General features: G+C 59.2%; 15 protein-coding genes. 2 read left to right on the forward strand and 13 right to left on the reverse strand.

Features of this window, described 5'->3' with window-relative positions; all coding sequences use genetic code 11:
• Positions 1-13 precede the first annotated feature (13 nt).
• The 7 genes from I6J19_RS01515 to I6J19_RS01545 all read right to left on the reverse strand — a co-directional run bounded on the left by I6J19_RS01515 (position 14) and on the right by I6J19_RS01545 (position 6915).
• Positions 14-394, reverse strand: a complete 381-nt coding sequence (locus I6J19_RS01515) for a hypothetical protein (RefSeq protein WP_038627555.1) — start codon at positions 392-394, stop codon at positions 14-16.
• On the reverse strand, positions 391-1035 hold the full coding sequence (locus I6J19_RS01520; protein WP_038627553.1) for a hypothetical protein: 645 nt from the start codon (positions 1033-1035) through the stop codon (positions 391-393). The genes I6J19_RS01515 and I6J19_RS01520 overlap by 4 nt, the downstream gene beginning before the upstream one ends.
• A gap of 45 nt (positions 1036-1080) precedes the next feature.
• A complete protein-coding gene (gene hemB, locus I6J19_RS01525; protein WP_235191288.1) occupies positions 1081-2034 on the reverse strand; it encodes a porphobilinogen synthase in 954 nt (317 codons plus the stop codon).
• 152 nt (positions 2035-2186) lie between these two features.
• Positions 2187-3854, reverse strand: coding sequence for a bifunctional uroporphyrinogen-III C-methyltransferase/uroporphyrinogen-III synthase (locus tag I6J19_RS01530; protein ID WP_038627549.1), 1668 nt, complete (start codon positions 3852-3854; stop codon positions 2187-2189).
• Between the two features lie 204 nt (positions 3855-4058).
• On the reverse strand, positions 4059-4991 hold the full coding sequence (gene hemC / locus I6J19_RS01535; protein WP_038627547.1) for a hydroxymethylbilane synthase: 933 nt from the start codon (positions 4989-4991) through the stop codon (positions 4059-4061).
• Between the two features lie 15 nt (positions 4992-5006).
• Positions 5007-6449, reverse strand: coding sequence for a glutamyl-tRNA reductase (locus I6J19_RS01540; protein ID WP_038627546.1), 1443 nt, complete (start codon positions 6447-6449; stop codon positions 5007-5009).
• A gap of 223 nt (positions 6450-6672) precedes the next feature.
• Complete coding sequence (locus tag I6J19_RS01545) at positions 6673-6915, reverse strand: glutaredoxin family protein (RefSeq protein ID WP_038627544.1); 243 nt, start codon at positions 6913-6915, stop codon at positions 6673-6675.
• 165 nt (positions 6916-7080) lie between these two features.
• Between I6J19_RS01545 and I6J19_RS01550 the strand changes: the two genes are divergently transcribed.
• Positions 7081-8205, forward strand: coding sequence for an HAD family hydrolase (locus tag I6J19_RS01550; protein ID WP_038627542.1), 1125 nt, complete (start codon positions 7081-7083; stop codon positions 8203-8205).
• Between the two features lie 257 nt (positions 8206-8462).
• Here the strand turns inward: I6J19_RS01550 and I6J19_RS01555 are convergent, their stop codons facing one another.
• From I6J19_RS01555 to I6J19_RS01575, 5 genes are all read right to left on the reverse strand, one after another.
• Positions 8463-8564 (reverse strand): 30S ribosomal protein bS22, encoded by a 102-nt coding sequence (locus I6J19_RS01555; protein WP_003855542.1) that lies wholly within the window; start codon positions 8562-8564, stop codon positions 8463-8465.
• A gap of 243 nt (positions 8565-8807) precedes the next feature.
• Complete coding sequence (locus tag I6J19_RS01560; RefSeq protein WP_005509751.1) at positions 8808-8999, reverse strand: helix-turn-helix domain-containing protein; 192 nt, start codon at positions 8997-8999, stop codon at positions 8808-8810.
• 263 nt (positions 9000-9262) lie between these two features.
• A complete protein-coding gene (proC, locus tag I6J19_RS01565; protein ID WP_038629324.1) occupies positions 9263-10072 on the reverse strand; it encodes a pyrroline-5-carboxylate reductase in 810 nt (269 codons plus the stop codon).
• A gap of 102 nt (positions 10073-10174) precedes the next feature.
• Positions 10175-11623, reverse strand: a complete 1449-nt coding sequence (locus I6J19_RS01570; RefSeq protein WP_038627539.1) for a membrane protein — start codon at positions 11621-11623, stop codon at positions 10175-10177.
• A 1-nt stretch (position 11624) separates the two neighbouring features.
• On the reverse strand, positions 11625-12563 hold the full coding sequence (locus I6J19_RS01575; RefSeq protein ID WP_161798944.1) for a Ppx/GppA family phosphatase: 939 nt from the start codon (positions 12561-12563) through the stop codon (positions 11625-11627).
• 34 nt (positions 12564-12597) lie between these two features.
• On the opposite strand from I6J19_RS01575, the gene I6J19_RS01580 reads away from it, so the two are divergent.
• A complete protein-coding gene (locus I6J19_RS01580; RefSeq protein WP_038627535.1) occupies positions 12598-13530 on the forward strand; it encodes a DUF3109 family protein in 933 nt (310 codons plus the stop codon).
• Positions 13531-13583: 53 nt separating this feature from the next.
• Here I6J19_RS01580 and I6J19_RS01585 read toward each other — a convergent pair whose 3' ends face one another.
• Positions 13584-14279, reverse strand: a complete 696-nt coding sequence (locus I6J19_RS01585) for a response regulator transcription factor (RefSeq protein ID WP_038627533.1) — start codon at positions 14277-14279, stop codon at positions 13584-13586.
• Positions 14280-14282 lie beyond the last annotated feature (3 nt).

Consider the following 14282-nt stretch of genomic DNA (forward strand, 5'->3'; position numbering starts at 1 on the left):
TGAAACTTTCCGTCTAATCCTGTGGCTGATTGGCGCGCGTGAGCGCTAATTCACGATAGAGCAACAGTAGTCCACACGCCATCGCCAGGCTGGGCACGATAACCCATACAGTCAGCGCACCGGCCATAATGGCAAAGAACATGGCGAGAGCCGTGACAATCACCATGATGAGCAGGCAGTTCCGGGAGAGTTTGAACTCAGTGGCCGTCGGCAAGCAGCCGCTACCAATGAGCGAGCAGACCAGCGTCACACCGGCGACGATGTAGATATCGCGGCCAACGGCAGCGGGAGCCTGCGAGTAATCTCCGGTGACCAGTATCAAGCTCAGGACAATCTGGGCGATGAGCGCGACGAAGAGCACCCACTGCCAGGGCCGACTCGGCAGGGACATCATTGCTTGGACTCCTCAGGCTGCTTGGGCTGCTTGGGCTGTGACTGGTCCAGCTGCTGTTGCTGCTTTGTATCAGCGCCATGCTTCGACGCTCCCGGCAGATGCGATTTCGGCGCGGACGGAGTCCACGGTTTCGAGGGGCGCTGATGATTGAAGTAGTCCTTGGACTCCTTCGAGGCGGCGAGCACCAGGCCAGCTACCGCGGCAGTGGCAGAGGCGATTCGCACAATTCCGCTGATAAGAACAAGGGATGATGGCACTCCCGATTCTGAAGCCGTAGAAGAGAAGAAGGACATCAGCGCCGACAGTGCCAGGTAAAGCGAGCCGATAACCAGCACGGTGCGAGCACCTTCGCTCCCCTTGCGCATTCGCTCGATGATGGCGAAGAACGCGATGCAAAGCCCCACTGCGAAAAAGAACGCGATAACGATACTCGCCTTCATGGCGGCATCAATCTGGCCCTCGCTGAAACCCGGGAAACTCTCCTTAGCGGTTGAGGGGCTCATCAGCATTTCCGGATGCAGCCAGTAGGTCACCGTGGCTACTGCAGCGAGGAGCAGCTGCAACACGGCCGTAACCCGCCACGCCTGCCTAGCTCCCTCGACCTGCTCGGGAATTGCGGGCTTCTTCTCTTCTTTAGTCATCCGTCCACTTCTCGATGTTTATTACTGCACGTTCGCCTCAGCGAATTAGAACTGGGCGCGCAGCTTCTTCGCCAAGTCCACCGCTGCGTAGGTCAAAATCTGCTCCGCACCGGCACGGCGAATGCTCAGCACTGCTTCCATCATCGCAGCATCCAGGTCAATCCACCCGTTGGCGGCAGCGGCGTGAATCATCGCGTACTCACCAGAGACCTGGTAGGCAGCAACCGGCACCGGCGAGATGTCTGCGACCTCGCGCAGGATGTCCAGGTAGCTCATGGCCGGCTTGACCATCACCATGTCCGCACCCTCGTCAACGTCGAGCTGCACTTCGAGCAGGGACTCACGACGGTTTGCAGGATCCTGCTGGTAGGTACGGCGATCGCCCTGTAGCGAGCTGCCCACGGCTTCACGGAATGGACCGTAGAAGGCGGAGGCGTACTTTGCCGAGTACGCCATGATGGAGACATCCTCATGGCCAGCGGCGTCCAGCCCCTCACGAATAGCGGCAATCTGGCCGTCCATCATGCCCGACGGGGACACGATATGTGCACCGGCGTCGGCTTGGGCAACGGCCATCTTGACGTAGTTAATCAGCGTGCGGTCATTCTCAACGACCGTGTTGCCGAAGCGATCCGTGCCCAGTACGCCACAGTGGCCGTGGTCAGTGAACTCATCCAGACAGGTGTCGGCCATAATCAGAATGTCATTCCCGAACTCGTCGCGGAGACGACGCAGAGCGCGGTTGAGAACGCCCTCCGGATTCCAGGATTCAGAGCCCTCGCCGTCCTTATCCGCATCGAGCGGGACACCGAAGAGGTCAACCGCCGAGATACCTGCCTCAACAGCCTCGCGCACAGCTTCCACCAGGGAGTCTTCGGTGTGCTGCACTACCCCGGGCAGGGAGCTGATTGGCTTCGGCTCATCAATCCCATCTGCAACAAACATGGGAAGGATGAGATTCTTCGGAGTCAGTGTCGTCTCTGCCGTCATCGCACGCATCACCGGGTTGGTGCGCAGCCTGCGTGGGCGACGAATCGGGAGAGGAAATCCAAACTGTTCGAGATCGATTTCGCGGGATGATTCAGAAGCTCCAGATGTAGTCATAAAGACAACCTTAATCAAAACGCGAACTCGCCCCGATTCGCCCTGGTTTAGGCCTTGGTTTTACGCGAACGACGACGCTTTTTGCGCGGCGGTGGCAGTTGCCCTGCAGCCCGCAATTGCGCAACATGCTCTGCCAGCGCGTCCACCAGCTCCGAGATGCTTGCCCGCTCCGGCACGACATCTACACGCAGACCGTACTCGCGAGCCGTGGCTGCGGCCATCGGCCCGATGCAGGCAATGATGGTGCGAGCATGCGGCTTACCCGCGATGCCGACCAGGTTCTTCACCGTCGACCCCGAGGTAAAGCACACTGCGTCGAAGCCACCGGACTTAATCATGTCGCGGATGTCCGCACTCGGTGGCGCTGCCCGCACGGTACGGTAAGCGACCACATCATCGACTTCCCAGCCCAGGTCAATCAGACCGTCGACAAGCACGTCGGTGCCGATGTCGGCGCGTGGCAGCAATACGCGGTTGACCGGATCGAGATCCTCGATGTACTCCGGGAACACGTCGACGATGCCCGCGGCGTTCTGACGAGTGTCGTCCGGAAGCAGCTCCGGGGTAATGCCGAGATCACGGATGGCAGCAGCGGTGCGATGCCCGACGGCTGCGATGCGGACTCCAGCGAACGAGCGCGCGTCCAAGCCGAATGCCTGGAACTTCTCCCACACTGCGGTGACAGCGTTGACGGAAGTGAAGACAACCCACTGGTAACGGCCGTCGACAAGCCCCTTGATGGCGCGTTCCATCTGCGCTGGGCTACGTGGTGGCTCGATTGAGATGGTCGGGACCTCAATCGGGATGGCGCCGTGCCCAACGAGACGAGCACTCATCGGCCCTGCCTGCGCCTTGGCGCGTGGGACCAGCACCTTCCATCCGTAGAGGGCCCGGTTTTCCCACCACGAGTACTTCGAGCGATTGTCCACACCCTTGCCAAGCGTAACCACCAGCGGACCGGTCAGGTCACCCGAAAGCTGCGCCAAGGTGCCCAGCGTGACGTCGTAGGTGCGCTGCAGACGAGTAGTACCGTTGACAGTCACCGACACCGGCAACGCCGACGGCAGACCGCGTTCACCGAGTTCGGAGGCAATCGCGGACAGGTCATCCTGCACGGCCTGCAGCACCAGCGGCTGCGGTGCCTGCGCCAACTCGTCCCAGTCCACATCGGCGCGACCGAGATCGGTCTCCGTGTACGTCGAACCCAACGCGATACCGGCAAATGCCGGGACGGTGGAGGGCACGGACATACCAGGGACGATCTGGAACTCAACCTCGGCGTGCGAGACCTCGTTGATTTCGGCCAGCAGCGAATCGTTGGTCAGCGGATTTCCGGCCACCAAACGCACTACGTCATTGCCTTTGGCTGCTTCTTCGACGAGCAGGGCGGCCATCTTCTTGGGATCGTCGATAGGCTCGCGCAAATCTGCGGCGGTCGGCGGTGCCGGACGCGGTGGCTTACGACGAGATCCCTTGGCCTTGGCTGCGGCGCACATGCGCTCGTACTCTTCCTCGGCTTCCTTCAGCAGCTTGGGAGGAACAGGCACATCGGTTGCGACGAGTTCTCGAACCCCCGGCATGACATCGGCGTCGACGTAGGCGATAGCGGTGTCTGCGAGAATCTCACGGGCGCGAAGCGTCAGCAGGTCGGGATTTCCAGGACCAGCGCCGACGAACAGGATGCGTCCCGTTGCTGCGGGGAGGGAGGTGTTCATCGTTGCGGAGTGATTTCTTTTCTATTGGTTGTTCACTTTTCGTGCCGATGAGTCACTAAGGAAGAAAGCGGACATGCGCCAACACATGTGAGGGGCAGGTAGACACCTGAATCTCACATGCGAGCACACGAAGGAAACCCTTATCCCAACGGCATGCATACAGGCCTATTAGCATAAAGGGTTTGAGCCAAATTAACTAACCGGCTACTTTTGAGATTCCCGCAGGGTATCGCCCATTACCTCATGAGCACCCTGTTCAAGCAGGGCCGCCGCAACCTTCCGGCCAAGCTCATCGGCCTTATCCACGGTTGCGGTAGCGGTCTCGAGCAACTGGCGCGATCCGTCGACTGCGAACACCCCCGCCCGCAGGGTGAGTTCACCGCTATCGCTCACGGTTGCGTAGGCCGCAACCGGGGCGGTGCAGCCCGCTTCCAGCTCATTGAGTACAGCGCGCTCAGCGACAGCGCGGGCATGGGACACCGGGTGGTCAATCTTCCGCAGAATATCCACAATTTCGCGGTCAGCAGTGCGGCACTCCAGCGCCAGGGCGCCCTGCGCCGGGGCCGGCATGAGGACGTCCACGTCCAGGGATTCCGCAATCTCTCCGAGACGCCCCGTACGCTCCAGTCCGGCGCGAGCCAGAATGACAGCGTCCAAGTCCTCAGAGACGCGCCCCATGCGGGTTTCGATGTTTCCACGCAGTGGTACAAGTTCCAGGTCGGAGCGCAGCGCACGCAGCTGAGAGACACGACGCGGCGCGGAGGTACCCACTCGAGCCCCCTCAGGCAGGTCCATCAGCGGCGTGGCATCGCGGGAAATCAGCGCCTCTCGCGGGTCGACGCGCTCCGGCACGGCTGCGACCATCATGTCGTCTTCCGGCAACGTGGGCAGATCTTTAAACGAGTGCACGATAATGTCGCACACCCCCTCGCGGAGTGCATGACGCAGCGCCTGGGTAAAGACACCGATACCAATCTTTTCCACCGGGTCGTGGCGGTTATGGTCACCGGCGGTCTTTACAATCACCAGCTCTGCAGGCTGCCCCAGCTCAATCAGTGCATCACGGACGTGGCCGGCCTGTGTCGTGGCCAGTTCCGAGCCCCTGGTACCGATACGAATAGTCGCTGGGTCAGGCATGTTTCCCTCCGGGTGTTAATTTTTGGTGGTTTCAGCAACGCCTTCAATGATGGCACTACTGTCAAGACCATACTGCTCAAATCCCTGCATCCGCCCAATTCGGCCCTCAACCATGAGATCTGCGGGGATATCGGTGTCAGCATACAGGCCAGAGGGCGTAGATAGAGGCAGGTCGAAGAGCTTCTGCAGCGCAAGCGCGTAGTTGCCGCCACCCTGCTGGCTAGAAAGCTTCTTGACCTGCACCGTTGGCGCGTGCAAGAGCTTATCGACGACGCGGCGAACCGTGGACTCGACTTCGCGACGTTCCTTTTGCGTAAGACCTGGTGTCTTCGCCTCCAGGCGAGCGAGCTCAGCCGCCGCCACATCTGCCGCACGCTCACGCAGAGCGCGAACAGTCGGTGCTACCTCGCTTGCACGCTGCGCCGTGAGGTAGGACTCCAACTCTTCGGCCACAATGTCGCGCGCTGCAGCCTCATCATCACGGCCCGGGACCTCCGTGCGAGTCATCTGCAGCAATTCGATGTTGAATAGTGCAATCCCCTCAAGCCCGGAGACATCCTCCGCAACGTCGCGAGGCATAGACAGGTCGACGATGGCGAGCGGGCCGTGGTCGATGACATCAGCAGCTGAAACGACGGGAGTCATGGCCCCAGTGGCGCTGACGAGAATGTCCACATCATCGAGGACATCGGCGAAATCATGCAACGCAATAGCAGTAGCGGGGATGCCTGCTTCGATGGAGTGGTTGGCCAGGTTCTGCGCCCTGTCAACGGTGCGGTTGGCAATAATCAGACGGTCAATACCGCAGCGCCCCAGGTAGCTAGCGGCCAGCGAACTCATCGCACCGGCGCCGAGGATCAGAGCCGAACGTCCGGCCAGGATATCGGTACCCTCAGCGACGTCAACACCAGAGTTGAATCCGGGTTGCAGTGCAGCAACCGCCTCGTCGATGGCCACGGAGACCATCGATGCGCCCGCGTTATCAATCAGCGTTTCGCTGTGGACTCGCTTGCCTGTGTGCAGCGCCTTCTGTGCCAAGTCATGCAGCATGCGACCGACTGTGCCGGCTTCGTCCGCTTCCTGGTAGGCATTGCGAATCTGACCGATAATCTGCTGTTCGCCCAGCACCATCGAGTCGAGACCAGCACACACCGAAAAAGCATGCTCCGCCGCAGCCTGTGCATACCGCACATAGAGGTGCGGCGTCAGTTCATCGAGTTCGAGCCCAGTACGACCGACAATTTCACGGACCACAGCCGATAGCCCAGAGTGGAAGCCGTTGGCCACCACGTAGTACTCAACGCGGTTACAGGTCGACAACAGCATCGCTTCACTGATTGCTTCATCCGCGACCAGACGGGCCAAAATGGCCTCTCGCTCAGTTTCACCGACAGAGACCTTTTCAAGAAGGGTCACCGGTGCAGACCGGTACGACATTCCGACGAGAAGCACACTCACCGCTCAATCACCGCTCTATTGCTCCTTCACAGTCCCCGCTACGGGTTTTTCACACAGCTATGACTGTTAACGCTAGACAACTCTGCCATCTCGCCACAACAAAGGCATACTTTACTTAGCCTCTACCTCGATGTTCGCAGCGCTCTACTGCTTCTTTGCCGCTACTCCACATTCTGCCATGTTCCCCCAGCTCCTAGCAGTTCGGCAGAGCTGTCTCGGGAACTTATTCGACCTCCGCTATCGCTTCCAGGAGCTCATCGTCATCGATTTCCCAGCAAGCGATTTCCTCATCATTGACCAAAATCACCGGCACGCGATCGCCAAATTCCATGGCCAAGTTCGGATCGGTATCCACGTCTTCCACCTGGAACTGCGCATTTTGGTCCCGAACCAGCGGCTCGATCTGCGCAATCACGCGAGCGCACGAACCGCACGTCTTCCTACTCATCACCGTCACAGTCACCATAACGGTCAGTCTAAAGGTCGACTGTTTCGCTTTACGACGTCCCCCTCCCCACAATTCCCTTGCAAAAGTGACCCTTCTTATCTTTGCCCCTATCCGCTCCTTGAATCTCAGCGCGCAGCTTTGCCTAAAGAGCGGATACTATTCAACAAGAGCTTCCGATAACGGATATCAGTTGCATACACCGTGGAAAGAGATTTTCGTACCGTGAGTGAGTTCAGTGCCAACAACCGCTCCCCCTTCCCCATCGACATGCTGGGCGACCTTGCTTCCTCGCAGGGGAACGTCCGCAACTTCCTCGAGCAGATAGTTCTCGCTCCGCTCAATGATGAAGCACAGGAGGAAGCTGGTACTGCAGCAGCTGCCAATGCGCTGGAAGCTCTCGGCGAGGTCTACGACGTCGGCGGCGAAGAACTGGCTACGGGATTTCGCAGTGTAGCGGGTGCCGAAGATGCCGCTGGCGGTGCACGTGTGCTCTCGCAGCCCATTCCGGGTGTCGAACGAGATCAAGGCGCAGCCGCTTTCTTCGACGTGGACAACACGCTTGTCCAGGGCGCATCAATCTTCCTCTTTGCCATGGGGTTGGTCGAGCGCGGGTTCATCAAGAAGCGCGATTTGGCCGGGATGATTTGGAAACAGCTTAAATTCCGAATCTCGGGCGCGGAAAACGCCGCCGACGTAGCTAAGGCCCGCGAACAGGCATTGGAGTTTTTCGCCGGCCACGATGTGGATGAAATGGTCAAACTCGGCGAAGAGATCTTTGAAGAAAAGATCAGCGACCGCGTTTACCAGGGCACCCGCGATCTGGCGGAATTGCATATCCAGGCTGGCCAAGAGGTCTGGCTGGTCACCGCCACCCCGGTGCAGCTGGCCCAGGTTATCGCTAAGCACATCGGGCTGACCGGCGCCCTCGGCACAGTCGCCGAGGTCAAAGACGGAAAGTTCACCGGCCGCCTGGTAGGCGATATCCTCCACGGCCCGGGTAAGAAGCACGCGGTAGCAGCTCTGGCGGCCTCCTCCGGGTTGGACATGTCTCGCTGCACGGCATACTCAGATTCCGCCAACGACATTCCCATGCTGTCCATGGTGGGCACCGCCGTGGCCATCAACCCGGATCGCAAATTGCGGAATTACGCCCAGAAGATGGGTTGGACGATCTACGACTACCGTCACTTCCGCTCCGTAACCTTCGCCACGATGCGGTGGCTCTCGATCGGAGCACTACTGGCAGGAGTTGCTGGGGGCGCGGGACTCGTCGGCAAGCGACTGTGGGACGCGAACAAGGAAAGCTAAGCGCTGCTAGAAGTACTCGAGAGTAGTGACCGCGTTTATGACAAAAATGGCTCGAAAAATGACCTGAAAGTGCCATAAACTCGCACAGTTTCACATTTGCAGCCCGCGATCTTTTGCTACTTAATCCGTACTCAGCAGCTCCCCCCAAAAAAAACGACAAAACCCGCCCTATCTCAACGAGACCGGGCGGGTTTTGCTTTTAAAACGTGTACGCGACGCAGCACGCGCGCTCCTGCGATAAAGGCAGGAATGCTGGCTTACTTGCCGAGCTTACGACGCTGCACGCGGGTACGGCGAAGCATCTTGCGGTGCTTCTTCTTCGACATGCGCTTGCGACGCTTCTTAATGACGGAACCCATCGGCTCGACCTCGCTATTCGTTGACGGAAATTTCTTTTCTTGCACAATGGCGGCGTACTCAATGCGGCCTTACAACCGCCGAGATGTCACGCCCTTTTTCCTTCCGCCTTCACAGCTAGATACTTCATGACTTGAAGACGATAGGAAACAGGGGCGCAGCACAGCACCATGTACTAATCGGATTAATCATAGCGGGGACATATGCGTTCAGGTCAAACAGCCCCGCTTAAAAGGCAGAAAAAATTAACCCGCGTTGTAGAAAGAGGAGTCCAGGTATTCCTTGACTGCGGACTCATGGACGCGGAAAGAACGGCCAACGCGCACTGCCGGCAGCTCGCCAGCGTGAACCAGGCGGTAGACGGTCATCTTGGATACGCGCATGATGTCAGCAACTTCCGCAACGGTCAGAAAGGTGCCTTTATCTGCATTCTGCATTAGTTAATATTCCCTTCAGCGCACGCGACGCGCTGCAGGCTTCCCCTCCTGCAGAAAATCGTGACACGCACGTGCTTTTCATATCCTACCGGTAGGCAAGGTACCGGTGCGATTTTTGATAAAAAATAGGGGCATTGGCGAATGGTGTGACAGTTGTGACTAGCCCATCGTCCCTGCGTATCGGATTAGCTACTGCCCCTGGCCATTTCCAATGCCCCAAATATTGGGGTTACTTGTACACCCGCGACCACTCGGCGAAATACTTATTTACCCATCTCATTGGCCTTGTCATAGCAAGCCTGCAGCGCGCGATGCACCGCGCGGCGAATACCCTCTTCCTCGAAAACTCGGGTGGCCGCTGCCGTTGTACCGCCCGGCGAAGTGACATCAGCACGCAGCGCAGTCGGGTCCGCACCTTCCTGCATCATCATCTCGGCCGCACCAGCAGCCGTAGCCGACGCCAGACGCTTAGCCTGATCACGTTTGAGGCCCAGATTCACACCCGCATCGGTCATCGCCTCGACAAACTGGAAGAAGTAAGCCGGACCAGAGCCCGAGACTGCAGTGACTGCAGACATCAGCGACTCATCGACAACCTCAACGCTGCCGACCTTCTCCAGTAGTCCGACAACCTCGTCGGTCTGGCTCTCCGTGACAAAGCGACCCGGCGCGACTGCACAGACTCCCTTGCCCACCAGCATCGGAGTATTCGGCATAACGCGGATCACCGGGGTGCCGACAGCACAGACGCTTTCCATCTTGTCCAGCGTGATGCCAGCCGCCATCGACACCACGATAGTGTCGACCTCAGAGTCATCCAACACGTCAGCAATCTTCTCGAGCATGTCGACAATCAAGTACGGCTTCACGCACAAGAACACCACGTCGGCACCGTCGACTGCCCCTACCGGGTCGTCGGTATCGACAATGCCGTAGGTCTCTTTCAGACCAGCCAGGCTCTCCTTGGTGCGCCCCACCACATAAATCGAGGAGGGCGAGACACCACCGTCGATGAGACCACCGACGAGTGCACTACCAATCTTTCCGCCACCAATTACAGCAATTCTTGTCATGGACGCTAAGTGTGCCAAAACTGGCCCACACATGCGAATGCAGGGACCGGAAAACTTCGCTTCCGGCCCCTGCATCAGGTGATGATTATTTTGTTGGCCCCACTACAACTGAAAGAGAATCCAGGGGCCAAATGTCAGTGCCAAACCGACAAGCCCCGCGAGAATCGGTGTCAGTTTGTCCTTCTCACGGCGCAGGTAGTTAGCCATTCCCGCGAAGCCACCAGAGACCACGAGAGCCATGATGACAACCACGATTTTTGGCAACGACGACCAGGCCATGGTGAAGCCCAGGAACACCAATGCACCAGCAATCAGACCCACGAAGACCTGAATCAGCAGCAACGGCACCGAGAGGGAATTGTCCTCGGCGTAGCCATCACGCGCGGCGACCTTGCCCTTGGAGCTCTTGGGTTCCTCACGCTTAACGACGTCCCGGGGCTCCGACTGCTTCTCGTCAGCTGCGACCTGGGTCGGTGTGGTCTCGGCCTGTACGTCTTCTGGCTGTGCTACTTCAGGAGTGACAGCGGCTGCCACTGCCGCCTCGGAAGCGGCCCCGGTATCGGCGTCAGCGTCGGCAGCCTCGAAGGTATCCGTTTCCTGAGCAGCTTCAGTCTCACCGACTGCGTCTGCCTCTTCCGCCTGCTGCAGCACACGGGTTTGTTCTTCCGGAGCTTCTGTTGTTTCGGCCTCAGCAAGCTGTTCACCGTCGACGTCATCCGATTCCGCGGATGCCGCAGCCTCTTCGTCGACACTGCCCTGGACAACCGGAATGGAGGCAGTCGGACGGTCGTCGTAAGCGTTGGAACCGGTGAGTACTGCACGAGCGACTGGCCCCGGCTCCCCAATCTGCTGCGACTCGTCTGCCATGTCACGCAGTTCGGTGAAGGTGTAGGTAATCTCCGAACGCTCGGAGTTGACCATGACCGGACGGGGTTCCATCGGAATTGCCAATGGCACTGCAGTGGCTGCTGGCTGCGTAGTTGGCGTGCTCGGCGCAGCTTGTTCCTGCTGCGGAGTTGCCGGAGCAACCGGAACAGCCGGAGCAGCCGGTTCTTCGGCAACTTCGTCAGCTTCGACGTCAGCGACCTCGGCGTCAGCTACTTCGGCATCAGCGACCTCGGTGTCAGCCTCAATTAATTCCGGCTCGTCCTCTTCCGGAGCAGCAGCTTCAGCCTCGGCCTCAGCTTGAACCTCATGCTCCGAAGAATCCGCCTCTTCAGCAACTATCACTGACTCAGCAACGGCCTCCGAGTGCTCCGGAGCTTCTGCCTCCGGTTCGGATGCCCGTGCTTCTTCGGTGCCGTTGGTCGCAGCTTCGTCGGCAAGCAGATCGCTCGTGGTCGTCTGACCGTCGTCTGCGTTGGAAAGAGCGTGCGCACCGCGTCGTGGTTCGCCGGCCTTAACGCGAGGGATTGAGCCAGTGAGTTCCTGAACGGACACACCGCCTTCTTCAAGGCTGCGTCGACGGCGGCGCCGCGGTGGTTCAGAGGGGGCTCCCTCCTTCTGCCGCCGCGCCAGCAGTTCGGCAACGGTGAGCTTTTCCTCGCTCATCTCAACCCTTTCCGTATAGGTCACTGTCCAGTCGTCGGAAGATAATGCCCTCGCGCAGAGCCCAAGGACAAATCTCGACCTTCTCTAATCCCAATGCTCGCATACTAGCCTCCGCAACGAGAGCACCTGCGACAATTTGGTGAGAACGATTTGCACTAACACCCTCAAGTTCAGCACGGTCAGCCGCCGTCATGCGTGAAATAAACGCAATCAACTGACGCAAACCAGCCGCAGTCAGAGTGCGCTTAACCCTCGGACCAGCGGCGGAAGGCGCCGCACCAGTCAGGCGGGCGAGAGTGCGGAAAGTCTTCGACGTGGCGACAGCCAAGTCCGGCTCACCAAGCGTACGCAGATGACGAGCTGGCTCAGCGAGCTCAGCATCAATGTAGTCGCGCAGCAGGTCAATCTTCTTACGCTCCGGCGGGTCGGTCTCGAACCACTCGTGGGTCAAACGGCCCGCACCGAGCAGCAGTGAGTACGCGGCCTCCGGATCCTCATCGGTACCCGACGTCAGCTCGAGAGAGCCGCCACCGATATCCAGGTTGATTAGACGACCAGCAGACCAGCCGTACCAGCGCCGTACTGCCAAAAAGGTCAGACGAGCCTCGTCCTCACCGGAGAGAATCTGCAGCTTAATGCCAGTTTCCTTCTCGACGTGAGCGAGTACTTCGTCCGCGTTGGCGGCATCGCGAACAGCCGAAGTGGCGAAGCTAATCATCTCTTCGCACTTCATCTGCTCAACCAATTCCTTGGATTCAGCGACGTAGCCCGTCAGCTTGTCAATGCCCTTCTTGGACAGGTTGTTGTCCTTATCCAGGTACTCGACCAGCTTCATCGTCGACTTGGAATCGCTCATCGGAGTCGGATGTCCGCCCCGGCGGGCGTCCACCATCACCAAGTGGACGGTATTACTACCTACATCTAATACACCTAATCTCACTCTTAGTAGGTTAGACGGTCTACGGTGTATTGGTGTGAATCAACCCCACCCCCGCCCCGGTCGCGGACCACAACCATCTCCCGCTGAAGTCGCCTATGATTTTCCCCGAGAGTGGTTCGAGTTCGCCCACCCAGAGGACCCAGAACACATCATCACCTGCGACCTAACCTGGTTGATGAGCTCCTATCAATGCGCCTTCGGCACCTCCGCTTGCCTGGGCATCGACTCCGCGAACGCGGATGTCGGATGCTGCGGCCATGGCGCCTTTATCACCGACGACGAAGACCGCGAGAGGGTTATTGACGTCGTAAAGCGGATGGAAGGCGACTCCGCAGACCCCCAGTGGTGGCAGAACCGCCCCAAACAAACGCTGAAGTGGCTCGAAACCTACGAAACCGATCCCTCCGAGCCGTTGGAACCGTGGTTAGTGTGGGACGAGCTTGACGACGAAAACGGAGAGCCTGAGCCTGCTCTGAAAACGAAGGTCGTGAAGAATGCCTGCATTTTTGCCAACCGTGAGGGGTGGCGAAATGGTGCGGGCTGTGCCATCCACCAGTGGGCGATGGCCAACGACATTGACCCAGTGAAGGTCAAGCCGGATGTGTGCTGGCAGGTGCCGCTACGTCGACTGGAGGACTGGGAGGAACGCCCAGACGGCCAGGAGATTCTGCGCACGACTATTACTGAGTACGACCGTCGCGGCTGGGGCGATGGCGGCGAGGACTTTGAATGGTTCTGCACGGGCGCGCCGGCCACACATGCCGGTGGCGAACCGATGTGGCGCACGCACAAGTCTGAGCTAATCGAGCTCATCGGCGAAGAGTGCTACGAAATTCTGGCGGAGCACTGCCGGGCTCGAGAGGCAGCGGGCGCGGCCAAGGCCTTCGGGCCGAGCGGCTACCCACTGCTGGCGATTCACCCGGCCACACGCGCAGCGGCCGAGGGGCTGGCACCGGACGAGGTTTAACGTCGAGGATTCATCAGATCGCCGGCGGAGAGCATCGGCAGCAGTTAGCTGCGTTAGTCCTCGAACTTGTAACCCAAGCCGCGAACGGTGACCAGGAACTCAGGCGAGGAAGGATTGCGCTCAATCTTGGAGCGCAGGCGCTTGATGTGTACGTCCAGCGTCTTGGTGTCGCCGACGTAGTCGGAGCCCCAGACGCGATCGATGAGCTGGCCGCGGGTCAGCACACGACCACGGTTGCGCAGCAAGTACTCCAGCAGGTCGAACTCCTTGAGCGGCATTGCGACATCATCGCCGTCAACGGTGACAACGTGGCGCTCGACATCCAGCACGACCGGGCCGCCGCGCAAGACCTCCTCGTAGATCTCCTCGACATCGTCGGAGTCGTCGTGACGACCGCGTCGCAGCACAGCCCGGATACGGGCAATAAGCTCCCGAGAGGAATAAGGCTTGGTCACATAGTCATCCGCACCAATTTCGAGGCCGACGACCTTGTCAATCTCAGTGTCACGGGCGGTGACCATAATCACTGGGACAGAGGACTTTAAGCGGATGTTTTTGCAGACCTCGGTGCCACTCATACCTGGCAGCATGAGATCCAACAGCACAATGTCCGGTTCTGCTTTGGAAAATTCTGCAAGTGCTTCCTGGCCGTCAGCGGCCATCCGCACCTCGAATCCCTCGCGCTGCAGCAGAAACGCTAGCGGCTCCGCCAAAGCCGTCTCGTCTTCGACAATAAGTACCTCAGTCACGGA

This window comes from Corynebacterium amycolatum, assembly GCF_016889425.1.
Lineage (GTDB): Bacteria > Actinomycetota > Actinomycetes > Mycobacteriales > Mycobacteriaceae > Corynebacterium > Corynebacterium amycolatum.

Coding starts and splice junctions, on each gene's coding strand:
- I6J19_RS01515 (WP_038627555.1), bottom strand. CDS start 394: ATGATGTCCCTGCCGAGTCGGCCCTGGCAGTGGGTGCTCTTCGTCGCG.
- I6J19_RS01520 (WP_038627553.1), bottom strand. CDS start 1,035: ATGACTAAAGAAGAGAAGAAGCCCGCAATTCCCGAGCAGGTCGAGGGA.
- hemB (WP_235191288.1), bottom strand. CDS start 2,034: ATGCGTGCGATGACGGCAGAGACGACACTGACTCCGAAGAATCTCATC.
- I6J19_RS01530 (WP_038627549.1), bottom strand. CDS start 3,854: ATGAACACCTCCCTCCCCGCAGCAACGGGACGCATCCTGTTCGTCGGC.
- hemC (WP_038627547.1), bottom strand. CDS start 4,991: ATGCCTGACCCAGCGACTATTCGTATCGGTACCAGGGGCTCGGAACTG.
- I6J19_RS01545 (WP_038627544.1), bottom strand. CDS start 6,915: ATGGTGACTGTGACGGTGATGAGTAGGAAGACGTGCGGTTCGTGCGCT.
- I6J19_RS01555 (WP_003855542.1), bottom strand. CDS start 8,564: ATGGGTTCCGTCATTAAGAAGCGTCGCAAGCGCATGTCGAAGAAGAAG.
- I6J19_RS01560 (WP_005509751.1), bottom strand. CDS start 8,999: ATGCAGAATGCAGATAAAGGCACCTTTCTGACCGTTGCGGAAGTTGCT.
- proC (WP_038629324.1), bottom strand. CDS start 10,072: ATGACAAGAATTGCTGTAATTGGTGGCGGAAAGATTGGTAGTGCACTC.
- I6J19_RS01570 (WP_038627539.1), bottom strand. CDS start 11,623: ATGAGCGAGGAAAAGCTCACCGTTGCCGAACTGCTGGCGCGGCGGCAG.